Below are 23,997 nucleotides of genomic sequence, written 5' to 3' on the forward strand. Positions count from 1 at the left end.
CCAACCCGGCTCGTCTTATTTGCGAAAGCATGGCTGGGAATTCGCCGGAGAGGAAGTCTTTTTCCCGGAAATCACCCTTAGACAGTCAGATAAGCGCGCTGAATGTCGAGATTACCGGACAGCTCGGCCATCGTGCCCTGCCAATGGATTTCGCCCTTTTCCAGCACATAAACGCGATCCGAGACCAGTCTTGCGAAATGGATGTTCTGTTCGGAGAGCAGGATCGACAGTCCTTCTTTCTTCAGTTCAATAATGGTGTTGGCCATTTGCTCGACGATCAGAGGGGCAACGCCCTCCGACGGTTCGTCGAGCAGCACCATCAGCGGGTTCCCCATCAGCGTACGCGCCACGGTGAGCATCTGCTGCTCGCCGCCGCTCATGCGTCCGCCGGGACGGTTCGGCATTTCACCGAGATTGGGAAACAGTTCGAACAACCGTTGCGGCGTCCATACCGGCGCCGGCTGACCGTCCGGGAATCGGCGCGGCGGCTGGCGGCCAATGTCGAGATTTTCCATCACGGTCAGCTCGGAGAAAATGCGGCGGTCTTCCGGCGTGAAGCCCAGCCCCAGCCGCGCGATCTCGAATGGGCGCAAGGCCGCAACGTCGGCATTGTTGAAGCGCACCGCGCCACGACGGGTGACGAGCCCCATCAACGCCTTCATGGTCGTGGTCTTGCCGGCGCCATTGCGGCCCATCAGCGCCACAACCTCGCCGCGGCCGACGGTGAAGGAGACGTCGTGCAGAATCTGCGCCGCGCCGTACCAGGCCTTCAGCCCTTCGACATCAAGCATCGTCTCGCTCATGACGATGCCTCCTGAAATGTCTTGCCGGTGCCGAAATAGACCTCCTGCACCTTGGCATTATCGCGAATGGCGGCGGCGTTGCCGTCGGCAATCAGGCGCCCGCGCGCCAGCACAATGATGCGGTCGGCGTAGGAAAAGACCACGTCCATCGAATGCTCGGTGAACAGCACTGAAATGCCGCGATCGATAACGAGCTGCTTGACCAGCTTGATGAGCTCATTGCGCTCACGCGGCGCCATGCCGGCGGTCGGCTCGTCCATCAAGAGAAGTTGCGGATCGTTGGCGAGCGCAATCGCGAGTTCGATGCGTTTGACGTCGCCGTAAGCGAGCTCGCGGCTCGGCCGGTCGGCGCTGTCCGCCATGCCGACTTGCGCCAGCAGTTCCAAGGCTCGCTCGCGATACAGCGACGACGCCGGCCGCCACAAATTGAGAATACGGCGCGCGTGTGAGATCAGCGCCATCTGCACATTCTCGACCACGGTCATCGAACCGAAGGTGGCGGCGACCTGGAAAGTACGACCGACGCCGAGCCGCCAGATGTCGCGCGGCTGCATGCAGGCGATGCTTCGGTCACCGATGAGGATATCGCCGGCATCGGGCGCGAGCTGGCCATTGATCATGTTGAAGGTGGTGGACTTGCCGGCGCCGTTCGGCCCGATCAAGGCGAGAAACTCGCCTTTGCCAATGTCGAACGAAACGTTATCGACGGCGCGCACGCCGCCGAAGGATTTGCCAAGCGAGTTGACCGACAGGACGCTCATGCGCGACCTCCCGACTTCTTCTCGGCGCGCCGCAGCATCGAGAACGCCCCGGCAATGCCCTGCGGGAAAGCCAGCACGAGTATGAGGATGACGCAGCCAAGCAGCGCGCGCCAGTATTCGGTCTGCCGCATCACCGTATCCTGCAGCAACGCGAACACCGAGGCGCCGACAATTGGACCGACCAGGGTCTGAATGCCGCCGAGCAACACCATTACGAGGCCATCGATGGAGCGGCCGACGGCTATCGCTTCCGGCGAGATCGAGCCCTTGGCAAAGGCAAACAGACCGCCGGCAACGCCGCAAATGCAGCCGGCAATGGCGAAGCCGAGCCAGTGAATGTGTTTGACGTCGATGCCGATGGCTTCTGCGCGCAGCGGCGAGTCGCGGCCCGCGCGCATGGCATAGCCCAACGGCGCGAACAGGAAGCGGCGCAGCAGCAGCACGGCGATGACGGCCAGCGTCAGCGCCAGCAGGTAATAGACCCAGGCCTTGTTGAACGGCGCGGTCGGCCACACGCCGATCACGCCGTTGGAGCCGCCAGTGAAGGTTTCCCATTGGAAGACTGCGGCCCAGACGATCTGGGCGAAGGCCAGCGTCAGCATGGCGAGATAGACTCCGGACAGCCTCACGGCGAACCAGCCGAACAGCAAGGCGCCGAGCAGAGCGACGGCGGGCGCCGCCAGCAGCGCCGCCAGCATCGGGAAGCCGGCGAGCTTGACCAGCAGCGCCGCACCGTAAGCGCCGAGGCCGAAGTAAGCGGCGTGGCCGAAGGAGTGCATGCCGCCCGGCCCCATGATGAAGTGCAATGAGGTGGCGAAGATCACGGCGATCAGGACATCGGTGGCGAGCACCATCAGATAGGGCGAGCTTTGCGCCATCACCGGCAAGGCCAGCAGCAGCAGCAAGACAATGGCGCCAAAAACCTTCAGCAACGGCGCCGCGGGCCGGGTCGGTTCTTCAGGCTCGGCAACCGAACGCACATTGCCCTGCGGCTTGCCGAGCAGGCCGTATGGTCGCACGATCAGGACGATGGCCATGACGATGAATTCGGCGACCAGGGTAAATTTCGAAGCGTTGAACTTGACGAAGCCGAGATCGACCACGCCGATGGCGATGCACAGCGCCTTGACCTCGGCAATGATGATCGCGGCGAGGTAGGCGCCGGTGATCGAGCCCATGCCGCCGACCACGACGACCACGAAGGCGTCGCCGATTGCGATCAGGTCGGTCGCCAGATTGGCCGGCTCACGCGCGAGCTGCAGTGCGCCGCCCAGACCGGCCAGCATCGAGCCGAGCGCGAACACCGAAGTGAACAGTACCGCCTGATTGACGCCCAGCGCACCGACCATTTCGCGATCCTGCGTCGCAGCGCGGATAAGGCGGCCGAAGCGCGTTTTGGCGAGTGCGAAATGCAGAAGGATGAGAACCGCTGGCGCAATGAAGATCAGGAACAGGTCGTAGCTCGGCAACCGACGGCCGAAGACCTCGACCGCGCCGGTGAGGCCGGGCGCGCGCGGACCGAGCAGGTCTTCCGGACCCCACAGCCACAAGGTCATGTCATTGAACATCAGCACCAGCGCGAATGTCGCCAGCAGCTGGAACAGTTCCGGCGCTCGATAGATTCGCCGCAGCAGCAGTATCTCGATCGCGGCGCCGATCAGGCCGACGAACAGGGCCGTCAGAACAATGCCGCCCCAGAAACCGAAGGCACCGCCGATCTTCGTCGCCAGCGTGTAGGCGATATAGGTCCCGAGCATATAGAGGGACCCGTGCGCGATATTGACGATGCGCGTGACGCCAAAAATCAGCGACAGCCCGGCTGCAATGAAGAACAGGCCGGAGGCGGTCGAAAGACCGTTAAGCGCCTGAAACAGGAAAGCGTTGAGGGTCATGATTTCACTTATCCCTCCCCTGAAAGAGGAGGGTGGCTGCGAGACAGTAGCGCGTTCACGCGCGTCTTCGACGCGCTATGCGAGCGGCCGGGTGGGACCTGACGTCAAAGCGCCCCCACCCGGTCGGCGTAGCCTGTCGTCGGGCGCCGCTTCGCGGCGCCCCGTTGGCTGACCACCCTCCCCAGGACGGGGAGGGATAAGAAGAGTTCAGTTCGCGCTGGCGGGACGCAGCTTCTTGACCTCGTTGTCGCCGGGCAGAACGGAAGCGCCATCCACGTACTTGATGTCATCCATCGTGCCCTTGCCCTTCTCGAGCGCGATCTTGCCGACATAGGCACCCATCGTCGCCTGATGATCGCTGGCGCGATACTGGAACGGACCGAACGGGCTCTGCACGTAAAGGCCCTTGAAAGCTTCGACCAGCGAGTCGGCGTCGAGGCCCTTGGTCTTGGCGAGACCTGCAGCGATCGATTTGATCGTGCTGTAGCCGACCACCGAACCGAGACGCGGATAGTCGTTGAACTTCTTCTGGTACGCCGTGAGGAAGGCGACGTGTTCCGGCGTCTTGATCTTGTCCCAGGGATACCCGGTGACGACCCAGCCGACGGGGGCTTCGGCGCCGAGCGGATCGAGATATTCCGGCTCGCCCGACAGAAGGCTGACCACGGTGCGGTCCTTGAACACGCCGCGAGTATTTCCCTCACGCACGAACTTGGCGAGGTCGGGCCCGAACAGCACGTTGAAGATCGCGTCCGGCTTGGCATCGTCGATCGCCTGCGCCACAGCACCGGCATCGACCTTGCCGAGCGGCGGGGCCTGTTCGGTGACGAACTCGACGTCCGGCTGGGCCTTCTGCAGCATCGCCTTGAAGTTCTGGACCGCCGACTGGCCGTATTCGAAGTTCGGATAGACCAGCGCCCAGCGCTTCTTCTTGGCGGCGATCGCGGCCGGCATCAGCATCGCCGTCTGCATGTAGGTCGTTGCGCGCAGGCGGTAGGTATACTTGTTGCCGTTTTCCCAAGTGATCTTGTCGGTGAGCGGCTCGGCGGCGAGGAAGAACACCTTCTTCTGGCCGGCGAAGTTCGTCACAGCAAGGCCGATATGCGACAGGAAGGTGCCGGCAATCATCACCACGCCTTCGCGCGTCACCAGCTCTTCGGCAACACGCACAGCCTCGCCGGGATTGCCGCCGTCGTCGCGGATGATCAGTTCGATCTTCTTGCCGTTGACGCCGCCTTTGGCGTTAACCTCCTCGAGCGCCAATTCCATGCCCTTCTTGTAGGGATCGAGGAAGGCGGGCTGCGACTTGTAACTGTTCAGTTCACCGATCTTGATCGTATCCTGTGCCACCGCCGGAAAACTCAACCCGGCGGCGAGGACGAAGGCTAGCGAACTGAGATAGTGTTTGGCTTTCATCGGACGACTCCATGCGTGGCGGCACCTGGGATCAGGTCACCGCGAGTTCGACAATTCGTGCTTCCCCAATCGGATTTTTTTCGGTGTTCCGAATAGTCCGACTGCCTTTCCACCCTGTCAAGCAAACGTCCCGGCATGAATGCAGAATGAGCCCCGATCGGCGGCTGCTCACCCTCTCGGCCGATCGCGGAAGCGGTCCATGAGCGGCTTGTCCTGGCCGCCATCGATTTCGATCATGGTGCCATTGACCATGTGCATCATGGGCGACGCCAGCATGACGACGAGATTGGCGACTTCCTCAACCTCCGCGATACGACCGAGCGGAATCGAGGCTGGCGCCAGCTTGTCGGCTTCTTCCCGCGGAATCTTCATGTCGCGCGCCATGGCATCGACCAGACCGGCCCAGCGCTCGGTCCGCACCGGGCCCGGATTGACCGCCACAAAGGAGATATTCTCCTTGCCGTACTGCCCGGCGAGCGACAGCGTGAGATTCTGGCCCGCCGCGTTGGCTGCACCGGGGCAGATTTCCCAGTAGGACGGCTTCACACCGTCATTGCCGATGAGGTTGACGACACGGCCGCCGCCCTGGGCACGCATGATCGGCAGCACGTAGCGCAGACAGCGCACATAGCCCATGAACTTGAGCTGCAGACCCTTTTCCCAGTCGTCTTCCGTCAAATGCTCGATGACGCCGCCGGCGGCGGAGCCGGCATTGTTCACCATGATGTCGATGCGGCCGAGCGCTTTGTGGCCCTGCTCGACGAAATTCCTGGCCTCCTTGTCGGAGCGCAAATCCGCCGTGATCGGCACGATCTTGCGGCCGGTGGCCTTGGCGATTTCGTCGGCCGTTGCCTTGAGCGGCTCCATGCGGCGCGCGCAAATGGCAACATCGACGCCTTCCTTGGCGAGCGCCAGCGCAATGCCCTTGCCGATTCCTTCCGAACCGCCGGTTACCAGTGCGGTCTTACCCTTTAAGTTCAGGTCCATCCTGAGTCTCCATTCACTCTGTCGGTTGTCTTGTTCGATTTACGGGGCGCGGTGCGACATCCACTTGCCGGCCTCGGCATTGGCGATGAGGTCGGCGAGCGCGGCGTTGAACGCGGCCGGCTCTTCGCTGGTAATGGTGTGACCGGAGCGCGGAATGACGACGAGACCCGCGGTGGGCACCGTGCGCTTGATGAAGACGCTCGCCTCCAGGCACCAGTCGTCCTCGTCACCAACCAGCACCAGAAGCGGCAGCTTGAATTTCTTGAGGTCGTCCTGGATGTCCCACAAGGTCGGGCGCTTGGACTGGACCTCGCGCATGGTCATGGCATGACCGACCGGCGAATGCTCGGCGAGCATCTTCGCAAATTCGGCAAAGCCGCGCGGATCCTTGTATTTGTGCGTCTGCCGCGTCGCGCCGTCGGCATAGCGTGCCGCCGCAGTGGGGAAATCGACGGTCTCGAACATCTTGGCGGTTTCGCGCGAGGCTTCGCGCGTCTGCTCGACGATCTTGGCGTCCGGGCTGGAGCCGTAGCCACAGCCGGCGGCCGTCACCGACAGACAACGCTCCGGATACTTGATTCCGACCAGCAGCGCAGTAAGCGCGCCCATGGAATGGCCGACAATGTGAGCCTTGTCGATTTTCAGCGCGTCCATCAGCGCGATCACATCATCGCGCGCCAGATCCTGGCCGTATTTTCCCGGGTCGGTCGGCACATCGGACGGCGGATACCCGCGCTGGCTGTAAGTGATGCAGCGGTGCGCCCGCGAAAAGAACCGCATCTGCGGCTCCCAGGTGCGCCAGTCGCCGGCATATTCGTGAATAAAAACGATGGGCGTGCCGCTTCCGGCTTCCTCGTAGTAGAGGCTGACGCCATCCTTGGTTCGGATCTGCGACATCGTTCCCTCGCTCTCGCGGTAGTTATTAGTTTGCACACAAACAAATCCCGAGTAAAGTCCAAAGACGTGAATGCCGGGATCCTGCTTCGACGGGGCCTTGCGGTGACGCGACTTGTCTCATCGCCCGGCCCTGACGGACGATAGAAACGCGCTTGAAGCCAATCGGCTTAAAGCGAAAGGTTTGGTCGCCTCCATCAGGGAGAAGAGTCGATGTTTTCTTTTCGACGCCGCTTCACTGCACTGATCGCTGCCGTCGCCCTTGCCGCGGTTTTTGCGCCGCCCGCCGAGGCGCAACTGAAAACCACCATCAAGGTCTCCAGCCTGACGCTGCCGGTCATCGCGCCGCTGGTCTGGAATATCATGAAGACACGCGGCCTGGACGAGAAGCATGGCTTCACGCTGGAAATTCAGGCCTATCCCGCGATCTCCGCCTATTATGCCGGCTTTGCCACCGGCGAAACCGACGTCGTGCTGGGCGGCCCGACGGTTTTTCAGAAGCTCTATCAGGAAGGCGTGCCGGCCCGCATCATCGGCACCGGCATAACACTCGCCGATCTCGTGATCTTCGCCAAGGACCCGGCGATCAAGTCGCTTGCCGACCTCAAGGGCAAGCAAATTGCCATGGACATGGGCAGCGCGCAGTTTCAGGTGGTGAAGATCTATGCACTGGCCAAGGGCATCGACCTCGGCAAGGACATCACTGTCGTCAACGCCAACTTCGCAGTGGCGCGCGCGCAACTCGAAGCCAGCCGCGTCGACGCGGCGATGGTGATCGAACCGCTCGCCAGCATCATCACCAGACAGAACCCGGACTGGAAAGTCATCTTCAACGGCGCCGAAGGCTGGAAGGAAGTCACGGGCGAGACCGGCTGGGAGCTGGTGCCCGCCATGCGCGCCGGCCTGATCGAGAAAGACCCGACGGCGCCGAAGAAGCTCATCGCCGCGCTGCAGGACGTCGCCAAGGTTTTTCATGAGGAAACCGCGGCTGCCGACAAGATCGGCGCCGAAACCACCAAGCTGCCACCCGGCATTCTCTCTGCTGCAATCTCCGGCGGACGCTTCCGGTTCGAGGTGAAGCCGATGTCCGACACCGCCGCCCGCAAATCGGTGAAGGACATGATGGAGCTGGCTGTGAAGGCCGGTTTCTACACGCAAGTCCCGGACGACAAGATCTTCTACGCGCAGTAGGCCAATGGCGCTCGAGACCCCGCGGGAATCTGCACCTGACATTGCGTTTCCCAGGCAGACGTTCATTTCGCTGCTGATCTTCGCCGCAGCGTGGGAAACGCTGTCTCACCTTGCGCCCTATCTCGGCATCCCGCCTTTCGCGGTGCCGAGCCTCGTGAAGATCGCGAAGAGCATCGCCACGATCACGCCGCTCGATATCGTGGTGACGCTGGCGCGCGTCATCGGCGCGCTGATTGTCTCCTTCGTGCTCGGCCTGCTCGTGGCCATGGCGATGTATCGCTCGCAAACCCTCGACAACTATCTGCATCCGATGATCCGCATCTTGATGGCCGTGCCCGTGGTGTCGTGGATCCTTTTCGCGGTGCTGTGGTTTCCCGGCGTGGAATTCCGCATCGCCTTTGTGCTGGTGGTCGTCTGCGGCCCGGTGTTCCTGGTCGACTCGCTCGACGCCATGCGCGGCGTGTCGCGCGATTTGCGCAACATGATGCTGTCGTTCCGACCGACGGCCAGCGACTATTTCGTCAAGCTGATGCTGCCGGCGATCCTGCCCAGCGTGTTCACGAGCTGGAAGGTCAACATCAGCCTGGCCATCCGCGTCGTCACCATCGCCGAACTGGTCGGCGCCGTGACCGGCATCGGGCACCAACTCTCCGTCGCGCAGGAACTGTTCTCGGTAGCGGACGTGTTCGCCTGGACCATCGTTCTGGTGGCGCTTCTGTTCCTGCTCGAAGCGCTGGTCGCGCGGGTGGAGCGCCGGCTGCTGCGGTGGCGCACATGACCAGCCCGCCTCCCATCGCCGCGCGCGGCCTGCGCAAAGTCTTCCGCCAGACAACGTCAGGCCAATCGGTCGTCGCCATCGACCGGCTCGATCTCAGCATCGCGCCGAAGGAAGTCGTCGCCATCGTCGGGCAGACCGGCTGCGGCAAATCGACCTTCTTCGATCTGATGATCGGCCTCGACAAGCCGACCGAAGGTACGCTGACCATCGGCGATCGCAGCCCCTTCGCCGACTTCGACTATTTTCGCGGAAAAATCGCCACCGTATTCCAGCAGGACCGCCTGCTGCCGTGGCGAACCGCCCTCGACAACGCCAAACTGCCGCTCGAACTCCTACGCGTGCCGGAGAACGAGCAGCGCGAACGCGCGCTGCAATGGCTGACGCGGCTGGGGCTCGCCCATTTCGTCAACGCCTATCCCCACGAACTGTCCGGCGGCATGCGCCAGCGCGTGGCGATCGCCCGCGCTTTCGCCGTGCAGCCGGCAATCCTGTTGGCCGACGAAGCCTTCGGTCATCTCGACGAAGTCACCGCGGCCGAATTGCGCGGCGAATTTCTGGCGCTGGCGCGCGAATGCGGCTCGACCGCCATTCTCATCACGCACCAGTTAGAGGAAGCCATTGCCGTCGGCGACCGCATCGTGGTGTTCGGCAAGTCGGCGAAGCTGCTCGCCGACATTCACGTCAAGCAATGGGACGCCGCCGACTACGGCACCTTGCGCGAGGCGATTCAGGCGACGTTGCAAGGCAACGTCGCCGATCGGCGCCTCGTTCACACGGCTAGCGCCTCGGCATGATGGCGCGCGCGGCATCGCCGATCGCTTCGACCGACATGTCGGTGTCCTCGAAGCAGACGATGCGGCACGGGCAGCTTTCCAGCCCCTCATAGCGCCACGGGAAGGCGCCGATCACGCAGCGCTTGTTGAGCATCAGCTCAATGTCGCCGCCGATGTTCTCGGCGTGCAGCAGGCCTTCGGCGAAGGCCCAGGTGTGGAACGGAAACACATTGTCGCGGACCAGCCGGCCTGACTTCTTGTGCGTGAATTCGAAGGTGCCGAAGAACTCGCCGGGCGTCTTGCCGTGCTTCTTCGTGAATTCCTCGGCAATATCCGGCCGCATGAAGCGGATCGAGGTGTTCATGGCGTGATCGCAGGAGCCGGTGTCCATGCCCCACCACTTGATCTTCTTCTTCAGCATCCAGTGCAAGGTGTCGAGGTTCGGCCCCGGGTGATAGCAGAAGTACTTCACCAGATCCTGCTGCGGCCGGCCTTCATAGTGCTTGTGCCAGCCGGTATGCAGGATGAGGATATCGCCCTCGCGGATATCGGCGCCCGATGACTCGATGATCTCCGGCGTAATCACCGCCCAGTCGTGCATGTGCTTGGAGATATCGACCACGACGCCGCGATTCATCAGGTAGTCGAGCGGCAGGTGCGCCATGTCGCCGTTCGGATCGTCGGTCGCGTGCATGGCGCCGTCGAAATGGGTGCCGACATGCAGCGCGGTGTCGATGCGCTGCGCCACGATGCGCACCGTCTGCAGGTTCTGCGCGTAGTACATCTTGTTGCCGGCATAACCGACCCAGCCGGGCGTATGCACGTTCATGACGTGGGAGAGATCGACGACTTTCATGCGCTGGGCTCCGTCTGGTACCGGCAATCGTTTGTGTACCAACAGTCCATCACAGGACGGATCGCAAAGCCAGATGCCCGCCAAGCATCAGCAGGCCGGCGAAAAAGCATAGCCGGAATACCTCCGGCCTTATGCGGCCCCTGAGTAATTGGCCGAGCCTCATGCCGACCAGCACGGCGACAAGGCCTGCCAACGATGGCCACATCAAATCGGCGTTCAACTCACCCGCGTGGCCCAGCGCGGCCGCAAGCGCAATCGTGCAGACGGTGAAACACAGGCCGAGCGCCTGCACGAGCCGGTGGCGGTCGAGGCTCAGGCCCTGGATGTATGGCACCATGGGAATGGCGAAGACCCCGGTCGCGACCGTAATCGCGCCGGTGGCAATGCCGCAGGCAAAGCCGATGATGCCTTCGCGCGCGGCCGGCACCTTGAATTCGATCTTGAACAGACCGAGCAAGGCATAGGCGACCAGCGCAAGACCGAGCCACAACGTCGCGCCGCTGCCGCCGCTGTGCACAAGCCAGATCGCGCCGATCGCGGTGCCGATGACGATGCCGGCGAACAGCGGCCACAGCCGCGCGACGAGTTCGCGAAAGGCGCCGCCCACCACGGCCTGCCAGATATTGCTGATCAGCGACGGCACGATCAGCACCGCGGCGGCTTGCGCCGGCGGCATCATCAGGCCGAGCAGACCGATGGCCACGGTCGGCAAGCCCATGCCGATGACGCCTTTGACGAGACCGGCCAGCGCGAAAATCGCGGCGATCGCCAGCAGAGTCTGAAACGGAGCGATATCCAATGTGCATTTCCTTCGTGAAGCGAACGGCGACCATGGTCGAGACCATGCGCAGGGGCAATGCGCAGTTCGGCAAGGCAGGGTCAATGATTGGCGAAGGGCTGCAGACATGCGTCATCGCCCGCATTGTTTGGTCGGCCCCGGGCAGGCCGCAGTCCCGAACCTTCATTCCATCGCCCTTCGATAACGAGGGCGCGCGGAACGCCGGGGCCCGAACAGCCCCGCAGCTCTGTGCGCGTGTTGGTTTGGTAGTGCGCACAGACGTCGTCACCACGGAATTGCCGGACCTCCGGCGTTCCGCACGCGGTGTTTTGTGGCTTGCTCCGCTCGACCCCCGGTGGACGGACCATTGCTATCCACCGCTGCGGGACTTTCCTGCGCGGGCGGGGTGGCTTCCTCGCCGCCGGTTTGGGCGCGACCTGGTGTCGATCGCGCCGCCGCCGAAGACTTCTGCTCCCTTGGCACGCGCAGTTCCGCCCCAGTGGCGCGCGGCAAGGCGCGCCGGGAGCGAGCGGCTTGGACCGCCGGGAGGGGAATGTGCGCCGCATCTCCGACGCCCCGAACCCGGCCACCGCTCCCCGCCCCAGCATCTGGAGACGCTGATCAGACACCCCTCGTCGAAGGGGCGGGATGCATGGGAATATAGACCTAGGCTTAAATACAGTCAAGCGGCATCTTGAATAAATTCCGCCCTCATGGTGAGGAGCCCGGCGCAGCCGGGCGTCTCGAACCATGGGGCCTCAATCCTTCGAGACGCCCTCGCTACGCTCGGGCTCCTCAGGATGAGGCCGAATAAGTGCTGCGGCATCTGGATTCCGGGTTCGCCACTTCGTGGCGCCCCGGAATGACGGGCAGAGAGTTTTCTGCCCAACCCTGTTGCCGGGGCAGCCAGCCGCTATAATGCCGCGCGACCAAGCCGGCCGCCCATGCGCCGGCACAACAAGAACCGTGCGAGGAAGCCCCATGGACCAGACCGTCCGCAAGATCAGCGCCGAAGACATCAACCCGCGCCACAATTGGGGCCGCGCGCTGCCCTCGCTCGGCATCACCGGCGTCGATTTCGAGGAGCGCGTCAATTACCAGCGCCTGCACCGCTACCGCCTCGGCCGCACCAAGCAGGCGCTGGAAAAGTCCGAACTCGGCGCGCTGCTGGTCTTCGACGTCAACAACATCCGCTACATCACCTCGACCAAGATCGGCGAATGGGAGCGCGACAAGCTGTGCCGGTGGGCGCTGCTGACCCGCACCGGCGAGCCGATCCTGTGGGACTTCGGCTCGGCCGCCGTCCATCACAAGCTGTACACGCCCTGGCTGGCGCCGGAGAACTGCAAGGCCGGCCTGATCGGCATGCGCGGCATGGTCAATCCCGCCTTCGGCCTGATGAAGAAGCATGCCGGCGAAATCGCCTCCCTGCTCAAGGAGGCCGGCGTCGCCGACATGCCGGTCGGCGTCGATCTCATCGAACCGCCGATGATGTTCGAACTGCAGAAGGCCGGCATCAACGTGGTGGACGGCCAGCAGGTGATGCTGGAGGCACGCGAGATCAAGTCGCAGGACGAGATCCATTTGCTCAACCGCGCCGCGGCGATGGTGGACGGCGCCTATGACCTGATCAACGAGAAGCTGCGCCCCGGCGTGCGCGAGAACGACATCGTCGGCATGGTCAACGAGTTTCTCTATCGCCATGGCTCCGACGACGTCGAGGCGGTGAACGCCATCTCGGGCGAGCGCTGCAACCCGCATCCGCACAACTTCACCGACCGCATGATCCGCCCCGGCGACCAGGCCTTCTTCGACATCCTGCAGTCGTTCATGGGCTATCGCACCTGCTACTACCGCACCTTCAATGTCGGCCGCGCGACGCCGGCGCAGCGCGATGCCTACAAGCAGTGCCGCGAATGGCTCGACAATGCGATGGCCCGCATCAAGCCCGGCGCCACCACCTCGCATATCGCCGAAGCCTTCCCGACGGCGCAGGAATTCGGCTTCCCGGACGAAACCTCGGCCTTCGGTCTGCAATTCGCGCACGGCCTCGGCCTCGCGCTGCACGAGCGGCCGGTGATCTCGCGCGTGGTGTCGATGGATCACCCGACCGAGATCAAGGAAGGCATGGTGTTCGCGATCGAGACCTATTGCCCGGCGACCGACGGCTATTCCGGCGCGCGCATCGAGGAAGAGGTCGTGGTCACCGACAAGGGCTGCAAGGTGATCTCGCTGTTCCCGGCGGAAGAGCTGCCAATCGCAAACCGGTATTGAGGGAGAATGCTGCCGCCCGTCGACCCCCGCTACATGACCGAGAAGCAGCGCGCGGAAAACCGCGCGCGCTACGTCTCGTTCGCGATGTGGGGCGGCGCGGCGGTGGCAGTGGCCCTCGCCTTCATGCTGTTCGCCTATACCGACCAGGCGCCGCCGTGGCTGCGCAATCTCGCCTATCAGATCGACGGCGCTTTCGGTTATCCGGTGCTGGCCTTGATCCGCGCGATGGCGGGCTAGCGGCCGCGTGCTACAAGGCGGCTGCCGGCAACGCCGCCGGACCGGAACGCCGATATGGACGACAAGATCGAGAAGGCCGGCGCGCTGCCGCGCAGCGCCTTCGGCGCGCTGGGCCGCGGCTTTCGCGGCAAGTGCCCGGCCTGCGGCAAAGGCCGCATGTTCCGCGCCTTTCTCAAAGTCGCCGACACCTGCCCCGCCTGCGGCGAGGAGCTGCACCATCATCGCGCCGACGATTTCCCGGCCTATCTCGTCACGGTGCTGACCGGCTTTCTGCTGGTGCCGGTCGTGCTGGCGGTGGAGATGAACTACACGCCGCCGATCTGGCTCAGCGTGTCGCTGTGGCCGGCGATCGCCTTCGTGATGGCAATGACGCTCTTGCAGCCGATCAAGGGCACGGTCGTCGCGCTGCAATGGTATGCCGGGCTGCACGGCTTCGAGGCGGCGAAAAAGGCCCGCCAGGCCGGCGGCGCAAGCTAACCCGCCCGCACCCGCTCGATGAATTCCTGCGCCTCGACCTGCAACGCCGCGGCCTGACGACTCAGGCCGGCGGCGGCGTACTGGATTTCGCCGGCGCCGGTGCGGGTGCGCGCGGCAAATTCATTGACGCCATCGACGGTCTGCGACACCTGGCGCGAGCGCAGCGCGGCGCCTTCGACGGTCTCGGCGATCTTCTGCGTTGCATGACTCTGCAGGCCGACCGCCTCGGTGATGGCGCGCGCCACGGTACGGATGCCGGCAATGCCCTGGACGATGGACTGCGTCGTGCTGCGCACGCCGCCGATGATGCCGGCAACCGATTCGGTCTTGCTGCGGATATCGGCGAGCGCCTGCGTGGTCTGCGTCGCCAGCGACTTGACCTCCTGCGCCACCACGGCAAAGCCGCGGCCGGCCTCGCCGGCGCGCGCCGCCTCGATGGTGGCGTTGAGCGCCAGCAGGTTGGTCTGGCTGGCGATCGCCTGGATCATGCCGACGACCTTGTCGATATCGCCGACCGCCTGCGTGAGGCTGTCGACATTCGTCACGGCGATTTCGGCGCGGCGCGAAGCATCGACCACGGCGCCGGTGGCGTTGGTAAGCTGGCCGTCAATGTCGTGCATCGACGCCGACAACTCCTCGATGGCCGCCGCCACCGTGCTGGCGACTTCGGTCGTTTCCTGCGCCACGACGGCGGCGGTGCCGGCATGATCGCCGGATTCGTCGGCGACTTCACTCATGGCTTGCGCCGAACGGTCAAGTTCGGAAGCCGAATGCGCGAGCGCGGCGGCGACGCTCAGAATCTTGCTCTCGAAATTGCGGGCGAGCTGGTCGAGCGCCTGACGCTTGTCCTCCGCCGCCTGCTCACGCGCCCGCTTGCGCATCTCCTGCGCATCCTTCAGCGCCGCGGCGTTGTCGCGGAACACCAGCACGGCGCGCGCCATGGTGCCGACCTCGTCACCGCGCTTGAGTCCCTCGATCGGCGCGTCGAGACGACCCTGCGCGATCTCGCGCATGGCAAAAGCCAGACGGCGCAGCGGCCGCGCCACCGTGCGTTGAGCCAGCAGCATGGCGAGCAGAATGGTGAGAAGCGTGCCCGCGACCAGCATGATGGTGAGCAGGCTGTAGGTGGCGGCCTTCTTCTCGCTCGCCGTATCGATGGCGACGCGCATCTGGCCGCCGAGAACGTCGATCAGGCGGTTCATGCTGGTCGTGGTGTCGACGATCGCCGGATCGAAGCGGAATTCGAGCAGATGGCGCACCTTGTCATTGTCACCGGCCTTGATCGCAGCCAGCACCTCATCGGCGAGGCCGTTGAGCACGTCGAGCCGGCGCAGCATGCCGCGGACGTCGTTCTCGCGATCCGGCATCGCCTCAATCACGCCGCCGAGCCAATGCTTGGCGGATGCGTACTGGCCGGCGCGCTCATCGACGGCTTCGCGGATGGTTTCCGGATCGCTGGCGGCGGCCATTTTGTACGTCGCCAGACCGAGCGATTCCGCGGCGATCTTGGATTCCGTGAGAATGAGCCGCACCGGCGCGATTTCACGCGTGATGATGTCGTTCAGGCGATCGACGTCGCGCAAGCTGCGCAGGCTGTACCAGTTGGCGGCGGCCGATAAAATGCCGAGGGCTCCGATCAGCAGCATCGCCTTGGCGGCGATCGGCAATCGAATCGAAAATGCGCGCGGCATTGGAGTTCCGGTCAGGCAGGAAATTCAGCGTGACGGTATTTAGACCTTCATGTGTTCCCGATTGCTTAATGACGGAGTCATGCCAGCGTCGCATACGCATTTATGACAGTCCGGCAGACCATGGCTACAAAATCGGCACACCGGAGGACGGGTCCGGCACGACGGCCGCTTTCGTCGGAGCGGAATTTTGTTACGCCATCTTTACTTGAGCCAAGAGAGCGCTGCGGCTTCACTTACGCTGTTGTGCGCGTGTCGCCACCTTCCATAACGCGGTGTGCGGCAGCGAGAATCCTCCACCTTGTTGTCAAGGGGCTTCCGAAAGGAGGCCCCTCTTTTTTGGCCCATGCTGACCCCGGCCCGATCGGCATCAAGCGTCTTTGGCCAGATTCTTCCGCAGTTCCTCAAGCCGCTCCCGATAGCCCTCGCCATCGCCGTAGTCGTCGAACATCGCATAGCGTGCATGCGAGCCGATAACGCGCCGCGCGTGCTTGATCGGACACCAGTACTGCTCGGTGCGCGCCACGATCTCGCGAACATAGGCGATGAGGCCGTTGGCATAGGAGCAATAGGCGCAGTTGAGTTTTTCGAGCGCGTTGAGATAGGCCAGATGGTGACGGTCGAACACCAGGTAGTCGGCGCGCTTCACCTTGGCGATGCCGTACACCGGGAAGCACACGGCCTGATAGACGGAAACGAACAGGTCGAGCAGCACGAACGGCACGATGCCGGCATAGATGACCGGCGCCACCAGCATCACCAGAGGGCGGGCGCCGAAGACATAGGGCAGCAGCTTCTGCCGCAATTCGCGATGACGGCGCAGCAGCTCTTCCTCGAAGGCGACGCGGCCATGCTCCAGGCCAAAGCGCAGTTCGGCGCCGCGCTTGGCCAGCTCGGCGTCAAGTTCGGACTCGAGCTGCTTGATCTTGCCGATCAGCTCATTGATCTGCGGATTCATCATTGCCCCCTTCAGACGCCGAAGAGCGTCGCGGGGGCCACCATGGCCCGCCGCGGGAGGCAATGACAGCCAATTCAGCCGGCGCGGATGCGCTTTACTCCAGCCCGGTGGCGACCTTCACGTTCTCCGGCTCGAGCGTCATGCCGGAGGCGAGCGCCATGGTCTCCATCAGCGCCGCAAAATCCTTCTGCAGATAGGCTTCGGGGTCCTTCTGCAGCATCGCCGCGCCGAAGTGGCCCTGCAGCACCTCGCGCGTCGCCGCGGTCACCGGCATCGGCACATCGAATTCGCGGCCGAGCGCGAGCCCGAGATCGAGATCCTTGCGCAGCAGTTCGGGCGTGAAGGTGGTGGTCCAGTCGAGATTGACCAAAGCCGGCGACTTGTACTTGGTGAACATCGAGCCCATGACGCCGTTGTTCATGAAGGCGAGGAAGGCGTGGCGCGGCACGCCCATCTTGTTGGCGAGCAGCGTGATCTCGATCAGATTCTCGATGACGACGCCGAGCATGACGTTGTGCGCGATCTTGCAGACGCGGGCGAGATCGCCTTCGCCGACATAAGCGACGCCCTGCGGCGCGATGATGTCGATGAGCGGCTTGACCGAGTTCGCGGTGGCTTCCGGCCCCGAAATGACGGAGGACAGCTTGCCGGCCTTGATGACCTTGGCGTTGCCGGACACCGGCGCGGTGATGTAGTCGCTGCCGGCTTCCATCAGCTTGCGGCGGATATCGACCGAATCCTCGATCGAAATCGTCGAGCAATCGACCACGATCTTCGGCGCCTTGCCGCCGCCGGCGAGCACGCCATTCGGTCCGAAATAGATTTCGTCGAGATCCTTGCCGGTCGAGACGATCGAGAACACGACATCGAGGCCGGCGAGGTCGGACAATTTGTCGACGACCTTGCCACCGCTTTTCGCCAGCGGCTCGGCTTTCGCGCGCGTGCGATTCCAGACGGTGACGTCGTAGCCGGCCTTGAGCAGGCGCTCGGCCATCGGCGCGCCCATGCGCCCGGTTCCGATCCAGCCGATCTTCTGCGTGTTCTTGGACATTAAAAGTCTCTCCCTTGCCATTTCTCCCGCGTTGACCGCGGCGATGTCGTCTTGCCTCTTCGAATAGCGGTTCCCCGCGATACGCGCCAGTGGTGGGCAAGGACCGCAGGCGGGCGTTGCATCCGGGGCGTCGGGCCCTGCATGGGCGATCCGCGCACGCCGGGCGTGGGACGTGCGGGAGGGACGCCACCAAACAAAACGGCCGGGCATTGCGCCCGGCCATTTGTCGTTGCAAGAGCTGCACCGTCCGCCTGCACAGACGATGACCGGGCGCGCTTAGGCCTGCGAGATGAACTTGGTGTTCAGATAGGCCTGCAGGCCTTCGATGCCGCCTTCCGAGCCGTAGCCGGAATCCTTGACGCCGCCGAACGGCGTCTCCGGCGTCGACACCGCCACCGAGTTGATGCCGACCATGCCGGCCTGGATGCCATCGCCCACCGCATTGGCGGTCGCCGTCGAGGTGGTGAAGGCATAAGAGGCAAGTCCGAAGGGCAGCGAGTTGGCGCGTTCGATGACCTCGTCGAGGGTCTTGAACGGCACGATCGGCGCCAGCGGGCCGAACGGCTCCTCGGTCATGATCTTGGAATCATCCGGGATGTCGGTGATGACGGTCGGCTCGAAGAAGAAGCCCTGATTGCCATGACGATTGCCGCCGGTCGCGATCTTGCCGCCCCGCGCCTTGGCGTCGTTGACGAAGGATTCCATGGCGTCGAGCCGGCGCGGATTGGCGAGCGGGCCCATTTTGGTTTCCTTCTCGAGGCCATCACCAAGGGTGAGACCCTTGGCATATTCGACGAAGCGCTCGACGAACTTGGCGTAATTCTTCTCCTGCACATAGAAGCGCGTCGGCGAGATACAGACCTGACCGGCATTGCGATATTTGAACGCGGCAATGGTGTCGGCCGCCTTGATCGGGTCGGCGTCGTCGAACACCAGCACCGGCGAATGGCCGCCGAGCTCCATGGTGGCGCGCTTCATGCCGCGCGCTGCCATCGCGGCCAGATGCTTGCCCACCGGCACCGAGCCGGTGAACGACACCTTCTTGATGATCGGCGACGGGATGATGTGCTCCGACACCTCTGCCGGCACGCCGAAGACCAGATTGAGCACGCCCGCCGGCACGCCGGCATCGGCGAAGCACTTCACCAGCTCGACACAGCCGCCCGGCACTTCTTCCGAAGCCTTGATGATGAGCGTGCAGCCCGCGGCCAGGGCGCCGGCGATCTTGCGGATCGGCGTCAGCGTCGGGAAATTCCACGGCGTGAAGGCGGCGGCGACGCCGATCGGCTCCTGCACCACGATCTGGCGCGTGCCCTTCATGCGGCCCGGCACGATGCGGCCGTAAGCCCGGCGGCCTTCCTCGGCATACCAGTCCGTAATGTCGGCGGAGGTCATCACTTCGATGCGCGATTCCGGGAACGGCTTGCCCTGCTCCTGCGTCTGCACGCGCGCGATGTGATCGGCGCGCTCGCGCATCAGCATCGCGGCCTTGCGCAAGAGGTTGGAACGGTCATAGGCCGACGTCCGGCTCCACGGACCGAACGCCTTGTCGGCGGCAGCCAGCGCCGCATCGAGATCGGCCTTCGAGGCATGCGGCAGCTTGGCCAGCACCTTGCCGGTCGCCGGATTGATGACGTCTTCGCTCTTGCGGTTGTCGGCGCCGAGCCACTGGCCGTCGATATAAAGCTTGAGATCGGTATACATATGCGAACCTCATCGTTTCCCGGAAACGGGCGGAAACCCGGCGCGTGCCTTAGCACTTTCAGCCGGGTGCGGCCACACGGGCCTGCCGCCGCGTCGCGAAAGATAATTCGGAACAAACAGCCGGCTTACTTGCCGGTGAATTTCGGCTTGCGCTTTTCCATGAAGGCCTTGCGGCCCTCGATATAGTCGCCGGACGCAAAGCAGGCCTGCACCATCGCCTCGGCTTTGGCCATGTCGCGGTCGGCGGGGTCCTTGAGGATTTCGTTGACGATGAACTTCACCGAGTCGACCGTGAGCGGCGCATTGCCGGCGATGGTCTCGGCATAATTCTGTACATAGGATTCCAGTTCGCCATCGGGCAGCACGCGATTGACGAGGCCCATGCCCTGCGCCTCCTGCGCGGTGAACTGCCGCGCGGTGTAGAAGATCTCCTTGGCGAAAGACGGGCCGACGACGTCGACGAGTTTCTTCAGACCGGAATAGCGATAGCCGAGCGACAGTTTGGCCGCGGGCACGGCGAACTTCGAACCTTCGGTGCAGATGCGCATATCGCAGGCAAGCGCCAGCCCGACGCCGCCGCCGACGCAATAGCCGCGGATCATGGCGATGGTCGGCTTGGGGAAATCGTAGAAGGCGCCGTAAGCGCGATCGACCGCCTCGTTGTAGCGATCGGAGGCTTCCTTGCTGGAGCGCTCGCTGCCGAACTTGGAGATGTCGGCGCCCGACACGAAGGCCTTGCCCCCGGCGCCGGTGACGATGACGACACGGATATTGTCGTCGCGCTTGAACGCGTCGAGATAGCTCTCCGCCGCCTCCCACATGTCGAGCGACACGGCGTTGAGCTTGTCGGGATTATTGAACGTGAGATAGCCGACCTGACCCTCCTTGCGGGACAGCATCTTGTCGGTCGTCAGGGGCGCGTTCATATCAAATGTCCTTCCACTCTTCCGTCATTCCGGGGCGGCGCGCAGCGCCGAACCCGAAATCCAGAAAAAATTCCGAATATCCGTCTGGATTCCGGATTCGCACCTGCGGTGCGCCCCGGAATGGTGAACTACACCGCCTTGGCATCGTGCAGCGCGGCGATTTCATCGTCGGCAAAGCCGAATTCCCTGAACACCTCGTCGGTATGCTCGCCCTGGCTCGGCGGCGTGGCGGCGATGCGGCTCGGCGTGCGCGACAGACCAACCGGTTGGCCAACGAATGTCTGGGTCTCGCCGTTCGGCTTGATGCCGTCCTGCGCGAGCTTGAGATGCTTGACCTGCTCGTCGGCGAACACCTGGTCGATCGAATTGATCGGCCCGGAGGGCACGCCCGCCTTTTCGAACAGCGCGATCCATTCGGCGCTGGTCTTGTGGACCGTCTTCGCGCCGATCGCGTCGTTGACCGCTTTTCGATTCTTCGAGCGCAAGGTGTTGGTCTTGAAGTCGGGATTGTCGAGCAGCTCCGGCGCGCCGAGAGCCTTGCAGAAACGTTCCCAGATCACATGACCGGCGACGGCGATGTTGATGTGACCGTCCGCAGTCTTGAACACGCCGGTCGGAATCGTGGTCGGATGATCGTTGCCGGCCTGACCGGCGACTTCACCTTGTTGCAGCCAGCGCGCCGCCTGGAAGTCGAGCATGAAGACCTGTGCCTGCAGCAACGACGTCTGCACCCACTGGCCCTCGCCGGACACTTCGCGTTCGAGCAGCGCGGTCTGGATGCCGAGCGCGCAGAACAGGCCGGCGCACAGATCGGCGATCGGAATGCCGACACGCATCGGACCGCGACCGGGCTCGCCGGTAATAGACATCAAGCCGCCCATGCCTTGCGCAATCTGATCGAAGCCGGGACGATCGCGATAAGGCCCGTCCTGACCGAAGCCGGAAATGCTGGCGAGCACGATGCGCTTGTTGATCGCCTTCAATGACTCGTAGTCGATGCCGAGGCGGCCCTTCACGTCGGGCCGGAAGTTCTCGACCACGACATCGGCCTTTTCGACGAGGCGCTTGAAGGCCGCGAGACCCTTCGGCGATTTCAAATCGAGCGTGATGCTGCGTTTGTTGCGATGGAGGTTCTGGAAGTCGCCATTCTCGCGCGGGCCGCCGGGCCCTTCGCCCTTTTCCAGGTGCGGCGGCGTCTCGATCTTGATGACATTGGCACCCCAGTCGGCGAGCTGCCGCACGCAGGTTGGCCCCGAACGGACGCGGGTGAGGTCGAGAATGGTGAATCGGGACAGGGCGGAAGACGCCCGGGGAAACGGCATTAAAGGCAGCTCCACACGGTCAAAAGCTTCAACGGGACCAAGACCTTCCCCGATCCTGGCCGGGAAGTCTATTGGCGATGAATAGCGCCCGTTCGGGCAGGATTCGTTCACGATCCGGCGCGATATTGCCGAATTCGGCCTTGAAAAGAACACGCCGCGCTGTCATATCAGCCCTGCGGATGAAGGCTCGATTCGAGCTCCGCGGGCTGCGTGCACGAATTTCCATCAGATCGATCTCGATCAAACGATTTTCGCCCCGCCTCTTCCGCCTCACTGAACCGACACGACAACCCTGGCAACGCGGGATGTCTTGAAACCCCGATCCGCCGTGCGCGCGACGCGCGCTCGGTCGTGTCAACGCATTAGAAAAGAGACGTTTTGACTAACTTCAACGACTTCGGCCTTGCCGAACCGATTCTTCGCGCCCTTGCCGAAGAGAAATACGAAACCCCCACCCCGATCCAGGCCCAGACCATCCCCGCCGCCATGACAGGCCGCGACATCGTTGGTATTGCCCAGACCGGCACCGGCAAGACCGCATCATTTGCGCTGCCGATCCTCAACCACATCGTCAACAACCGCATGCGCCCGGCGCAGAAGGCCGCCCGCGTGCTGGTCCTGTCGCCGACGCGCGAACTGTCCGGCCAGATTGCCGACAGCTTCCGCACCTATGGCCGGCACATCCGCCCGCTGACGGTCGAACTCGCCATTGGCGGCGTGCCGATCAACCGGCAGTCCCGCGGCATGGCGCGCGGCGCCGAAGTGCTGGTGGCGACGCCGGGCCGTCTGCTCGATCTCGTTCAGCAGCGTTCGGTGGTGCTCGATCAGGTTGAAATCCTGGTGCTCGACGAAGCCGACCGCATGCTCGACATGGGCTTCATCCGCGACATCAAGAAGATCGTGCAGATGCTGCCGCAAAAGCGTCAGACGCTGTTCTTCTCGGCCACCATGCCGAAGGAAATCACCCAGCTCGCCGAATCCATGCTCAAGAATCCCGAGCGTGTATCGGTGACGCCGGAATCGACCACCGTCGAGCGCATCGTGCAGCGCGTGATCCTCACCGAAAAGTCGGCGAAGCCCGGCCTGCTGGTCGAGGTCATCAAGTCCGAGACCATCGACCGCGTGCTGGTGTTCACCCGCACCAAGCACGGCGCTGACAAGGTCGTGCGTCAGCTCGAAAGCGCCGGTCTGCCTTCGGCCGCGATCCACGGCAACAAGTCGCAGAACCAGCGCGAGCGCGTGCTCGCCCAGTTCCGTGACGGCTCGCTGCGCATCCTGATCGCGACCGACATCGCCGCGCGCGGCATCGACGTCGACGGCATCAGCCATGTCGTCAATTACGATCTGCCGAACATTCCGGAATCCTACGTGCATCGCATCGGCCGCACCGCGCGCGCCGGCCGCGACGGCGTCGCGATCTCGTTCTGCGATCATGAAGAGAACGGCTTCCTGCGCGACATCGAGCGCACGATCCGCATCAAGATCCCGTCGGAAGACAAGCGCACCGGCAGGGCACCCAGCCGGGCCGAGCCGGCGCCCCATCATCATGCCAACAGCCGCAACGGTGAACGCAACCGCCGCGGCGGCAACGGCCAGAACCGTGGCCGCAACGGCCAGGGCCATGGCGGCCAAGGCCAGGGTCGTGACGAACAGCGCGCCAAAGGCCATCCCAATGGCGGCCACCAGAACGGCCATCGCAATGGCAACCGCCAGGTCGCGGCCGCCGGCGGCGGTCAGGGCGGCGAGGACATCGGCGCGATGAAGTTCATGCAACGAGGTCCGAACCGGCCCCGCGGCCACGCCCCGCGCTAAACGGCCGAGTTAATTACCTCCCCAAAGGCCAAAAACGGCCTTGGGGAGGCATCGGTTTTTCGGATAAAGGTAGCCCCGGCCGTTACAGGGCGTGGGCCTCCCGGGAGAGGATTTGGATGCCGAAAGAAGAAATGCTGGAGTTCGACGGGACGGTGACCGAAGTGTTGCCGGACGGCAATTTCCGGGTGAAGCTCGATAACGAGCACGAGGTGCTGGCCTACACCGCCGGCAAGATGCGCAAATTCCGCATCCGCACCGGTGTCGGCGACCGTGTCATCGTGGAAATGTCGCCCTACGACCTGCAGCGTGGCCGCATCAGTTTCCGACATAAGGGCGACGCACCCGCGCCATCGCCGCAACAGCGCCGGCCGAATTTCCGCCGCCGTTAGTCTCTCTAAATGTCCCGGCCCTCGCGCCGG

22 protein-coding genes and 2 pseudogenes are annotated in these 23,997 nt (G+C 63.7%); 9 read left to right on the forward strand and 15 right to left on the reverse strand.

The genetic code is table 11. From position 1 onward, the window contains the following. Nucleotides 1-77: 77 nt before the first annotated feature. The 6 genes from DXH78_RS03575 to DXH78_RS03600 form a co-directional block, all read right to left on the reverse strand. Nucleotides 78-803, reverse strand: a complete 726-nt coding sequence (locus tag DXH78_RS03575) for an ABC transporter ATP-binding protein (protein ID WP_115515769.1) — start codon at nt 801-803, stop codon at nt 78-80. Further along, the gene (locus tag DXH78_RS03580; protein ID WP_115515770.1) at nt 800-1,564 is read right to left on the reverse strand and encodes an ABC transporter ATP-binding protein; all 765 of its coding nucleotides are present in this window, start codon (nt 1,562-1,564) and stop codon (nt 800-802) included. The genes DXH78_RS03575 and DXH78_RS03580 overlap by 4 nt, the downstream gene beginning before the upstream one ends. Further along, entirely contained in the window at nt 1,561-3,456 is a 1,896-nt protein-coding gene (locus DXH78_RS03585; protein ID WP_115515771.1) for an ABC transporter permease, read from the reverse strand. The genes DXH78_RS03580 and DXH78_RS03585 overlap by 4 nt, the downstream gene beginning before the upstream one ends. A 207-nt stretch (nt 3,457-3,663) precedes the next feature. Beyond that, nucleotides 3,664-4,872, reverse strand: a complete 1,209-nt coding sequence (locus tag DXH78_RS03590) for an ABC transporter substrate-binding protein (protein ID WP_115515772.1) — start codon at nt 4,870-4,872, stop codon at nt 3,664-3,666. 168 nt (nt 4,873-5,040) lie between these two features. Beyond that, nucleotides 5,041-5,859 (reverse strand): SDR family NAD(P)-dependent oxidoreductase, encoded by an 819-nt coding sequence (locus DXH78_RS03595; RefSeq protein ID WP_115515773.1) that lies wholly within the window; start codon nt 5,857-5,859, stop codon nt 5,041-5,043. Nucleotides 5,860-5,898: 39 nt separating this feature from the next. Further along, entirely contained in the window at nt 5,899-6,756 is an 858-nt protein-coding gene (locus DXH78_RS03600) for an alpha/beta fold hydrolase (protein WP_115515774.1), read from the reverse strand. A 210-nt stretch (nt 6,757-6,966) separates the two neighbouring features. On the opposite strand from DXH78_RS03600, the pseudogene DXH78_RS03605 reads away from it, so the two are divergent. The 4 genes and pseudogenes from DXH78_RS03605 to DXH78_RS03615 form a co-directional block, all read left to right on the forward strand. Further along, nucleotides 6,967-7,737: pseudogene (locus DXH78_RS03605) on the forward strand (ABC transporter substrate-binding protein); the annotation flags it as partial. A gap of 92 nt (nt 7,738-7,829) precedes the next feature. Further along, nucleotides 7,830-8,021 (forward strand): annotated as a pseudogene (locus tag DXH78_RS20340) (hypothetical protein); the annotation flags it as partial. Next, entirely contained in the window at nt 7,949-8,722 is a 774-nt protein-coding gene (locus tag DXH78_RS03610; RefSeq protein ID WP_115515776.1) for an ABC transporter permease, read from the forward strand. The pseudogene DXH78_RS20340 and the gene DXH78_RS03610, both read left to right, overlap by 73 nt. Next, on the forward strand, nt 8,719-9,516 hold the full coding sequence (locus DXH78_RS03615) for an ABC transporter ATP-binding protein (RefSeq protein ID WP_115515777.1): 798 nt from the start codon (nt 8,719-8,721) through the stop codon (nt 9,514-9,516). Before DXH78_RS03610 ends, DXH78_RS03615 begins: the two co-directional genes overlap by 4 nt. Here the strand turns inward: DXH78_RS03615 and DXH78_RS03620 are convergent. After that, complete coding sequence (locus DXH78_RS03620; protein WP_115515778.1) at nt 9,500-10,351, reverse strand: cyclase family protein; 852 nt, start codon at nt 10,349-10,351, stop codon at nt 9,500-9,502. The two genes, DXH78_RS03615 and DXH78_RS03620, sit on opposite strands and share 17 nt — an antisense overlap. 49 nt (nt 10,352-10,400) lie before the next feature. Beyond that, on the reverse strand, nt 10,401-11,150 hold the full coding sequence (locus DXH78_RS03625) for a sulfite exporter TauE/SafE family protein (protein ID WP_245416720.1): 750 nt from the start codon (nt 11,148-11,150) through the stop codon (nt 10,401-10,403). A gap of 960 nt (nt 11,151-12,110) precedes the next feature. Here DXH78_RS03625 and DXH78_RS03630 point away from each other — a divergent pair. Genes DXH78_RS03630 through DXH78_RS03640 form a run of 3 tightly spaced genes read left to right on the forward strand, consistent with a single transcriptional unit; the run spans nt 12,111 to nt 14,117 of the window. After that, a complete protein-coding gene (locus DXH78_RS03630) occupies nt 12,111-13,403 on the forward strand; it encodes a M24 family metallopeptidase (RefSeq protein ID WP_115515780.1) in 1,293 nt (430 codons plus the stop codon). A gap of 6 nt (nt 13,404-13,409) precedes the next feature. Then, a complete protein-coding gene (locus DXH78_RS03635) occupies nt 13,410-13,640 on the forward strand; it encodes a hypothetical protein (protein WP_115515781.1) in 231 nt (76 codons plus the stop codon). A gap of 54 nt (nt 13,641-13,694) precedes the next feature. Then, entirely contained in the window at nt 13,695-14,117 is a 423-nt protein-coding gene (locus DXH78_RS03640; RefSeq protein WP_115515782.1) for a DUF983 domain-containing protein, read from the forward strand. Here DXH78_RS03640 and DXH78_RS03645 read toward each other — a convergent pair. The 7 genes from DXH78_RS03645 to DXH78_RS19585 form a co-directional block, all read right to left on the reverse strand. Then, nucleotides 14,114-15,808 (reverse strand): methyl-accepting chemotaxis protein, encoded by a 1,695-nt coding sequence (locus DXH78_RS03645; protein WP_115515783.1) that lies wholly within the window; start codon nt 15,806-15,808, stop codon nt 14,114-14,116. The genes DXH78_RS03640 and DXH78_RS03645 overlap by 4 nt on opposite strands. Before the next feature lie 367 nt (nt 15,809-16,175). Then, a complete protein-coding gene (locus tag DXH78_RS03650; RefSeq protein ID WP_347337754.1) occupies nt 16,176-16,766 on the reverse strand; it encodes a hypothetical protein in 591 nt (196 codons plus the stop codon). Between the two features lie 91 nt (nt 16,767-16,857). Then, nucleotides 16,858-18,024 carry an NAD(P)-dependent oxidoreductase gene (locus DXH78_RS03655; protein WP_347337755.1) on the reverse strand — a complete coding sequence of 389 codons (1,167 nt, stop codon included), beginning with the start codon at nt 18,022-18,024 and terminating at the stop codon, nt 16,858-16,860. Nucleotides 18,025-18,090: 66 nt separating this feature from the next. Beyond that, complete coding sequence (locus DXH78_RS03660) at nt 18,091-19,518, reverse strand: NAD-dependent succinate-semialdehyde dehydrogenase (RefSeq protein WP_115515786.1); 1,428 nt, start codon at nt 19,516-19,518, stop codon at nt 18,091-18,093. Nucleotides 19,519-19,643: 125 nt separating this feature from the next. Next, a complete protein-coding gene (locus DXH78_RS03665) occupies nt 19,644-20,444 on the reverse strand; it encodes an enoyl-CoA hydratase (protein ID WP_115515787.1) in 801 nt (266 codons plus the stop codon). 128 nt (nt 20,445-20,572) lie between these two features. Further along, entirely contained in the window at nt 20,573-21,766 is a 1,194-nt protein-coding gene (locus tag DXH78_RS03670) for a CaiB/BaiF CoA transferase family protein (RefSeq protein ID WP_115515788.1), read from the reverse strand. 28 nt (nt 21,767-21,794) lie between these two features. Beyond that, nucleotides 21,795-22,010: a hypothetical protein gene (locus DXH78_RS19585; protein WP_147292565.1), complete on the reverse strand. Its 216-nt coding sequence runs from the start codon at nt 22,008-22,010 to the stop codon at nt 21,795-21,797. A gap of 134 nt (nt 22,011-22,144) precedes the next feature. On the opposite strand from DXH78_RS19585, the gene DXH78_RS03675 reads away from it, so the two are divergent. Beyond that, nucleotides 22,145-23,578, forward strand: a complete 1,434-nt coding sequence (locus DXH78_RS03675) for a DEAD/DEAH box helicase (protein ID WP_210209504.1) — start codon at nt 22,145-22,147, stop codon at nt 23,576-23,578. A gap of 116 nt (nt 23,579-23,694) precedes the next feature. Continuing rightward, nucleotides 23,695-23,967, forward strand: a complete 273-nt coding sequence (infA, locus tag DXH78_RS03680) for a translation initiation factor IF-1 (protein ID WP_115515789.1) — start codon at nt 23,695-23,697, stop codon at nt 23,965-23,967. Nucleotides 23,968-23,997: the final 30 nt, after the last annotated feature.

Source organism: Undibacter mobilis (genome assembly GCF_003367195.1).
GTDB classification, from domain to species: Bacteria; Pseudomonadota; Alphaproteobacteria; order Rhizobiales; family Xanthobacteraceae; genus Pseudolabrys; species Pseudolabrys mobilis.

Excerpts from the sequence above, each read along its gene's own strand:
- DXH78_RS03575 (WP_115515769.1), bottom strand. The coding sequence starts at position 803 with ATGAGCGAGACGATGCTTGATGTCGAAGGGCTGAAGGCCTGGTACGGC.
- DXH78_RS03610 (WP_115515776.1), top strand. The coding sequence starts at position 7,949 with ATGGCGCTCGAGACCCCGCGGGAATCTGCACCTGACATTGCGTTTCCC.
- DXH78_RS03620 (WP_115515778.1), bottom strand. The coding sequence starts at position 10,351 with ATGAAAGTCGTCGATCTCTCCCACGTCATGAACGTGCATACGCCCGGC.
- DXH78_RS03665 (WP_115515787.1), bottom strand. The coding sequence starts at position 20,444 with ATGAACGCGCCCCTGACGACCGACAAGATGCTGTCCCGCAAGGAGGGT.
- DXH78_RS03660 (WP_115515786.1), bottom strand. The coding sequence starts at position 19,518 with ATGTATACCGATCTCAAGCTTTATATCGACGGCCAGTGGCTCGGCGCC.
- DXH78_RS03590 (WP_115515772.1), bottom strand. The coding sequence starts at position 4,872 with ATGAAAGCCAAACACTATCTCAGTTCGCTAGCCTTCGTCCTCGCCGCC.
- DXH78_RS03670 (WP_115515788.1), bottom strand. The coding sequence starts at position 21,766 with ATGCCGTTTCCCCGGGCGTCTTCCGCCCTGTCCCGATTCACCATTCTC.
- DXH78_RS03650 (WP_347337754.1), bottom strand. The coding sequence starts at position 16,766 with ATGATGAATCCGCAGATCAATGAGCTGATCGGCAAGATCAAGCAGCTC.
- DXH78_RS03585 (WP_115515771.1), bottom strand. The coding sequence starts at position 3,456 with ATGACCCTCAACGCTTTCCTGTTTCAGGCGCTTAACGGTCTTTCGACC.
- DXH78_RS03595 (WP_115515773.1), bottom strand. The coding sequence starts at position 5,859 with ATGGACCTGAACTTAAAGGGTAAGACCGCACTGGTAACCGGCGGTTCG.
- DXH78_RS03615 (WP_115515777.1), top strand. The coding sequence starts at position 8,719 with ATGACCAGCCCGCCTCCCATCGCCGCGCGCGGCCTGCGCAAAGTCTTC.
- DXH78_RS03635 (WP_115515781.1), top strand. The coding sequence starts at position 13,410 with ATGCTGCCGCCCGTCGACCCCCGCTACATGACCGAGAAGCAGCGCGCG.
- DXH78_RS03645 (WP_115515783.1), bottom strand. The coding sequence starts at position 15,808 with ATGCCGCGCGCATTTTCGATTCGATTGCCGATCGCCGCCAAGGCGATG.
- DXH78_RS03630 (WP_115515780.1), top strand. The coding sequence starts at position 12,111 with ATGGACCAGACCGTCCGCAAGATCAGCGCCGAAGACATCAACCCGCGC.
- infA (WP_115515789.1), top strand. The coding sequence starts at position 23,695 with ATGCCGAAAGAAGAAATGCTGGAGTTCGACGGGACGGTGACCGAAGTG.
- DXH78_RS03655 (WP_347337755.1), bottom strand. The coding sequence starts at position 18,024 with ATGCCCGGCCGTTTTGTTTGGTGGCGTCCCTCCCGCACGTCCCACGCC.
- DXH78_RS03640 (WP_115515782.1), top strand. The coding sequence starts at position 13,695 with ATGGACGACAAGATCGAGAAGGCCGGCGCGCTGCCGCGCAGCGCCTTC.
- DXH78_RS03600 (WP_115515774.1), bottom strand. The coding sequence starts at position 6,756 with ATGTCGCAGATCCGAACCAAGGATGGCGTCAGCCTCTACTACGAGGAA.
- DXH78_RS03580 (WP_115515770.1), bottom strand. The coding sequence starts at position 1,564 with ATGAGCGTCCTGTCGGTCAACTCGCTTGGCAAATCCTTCGGCGGCGTG.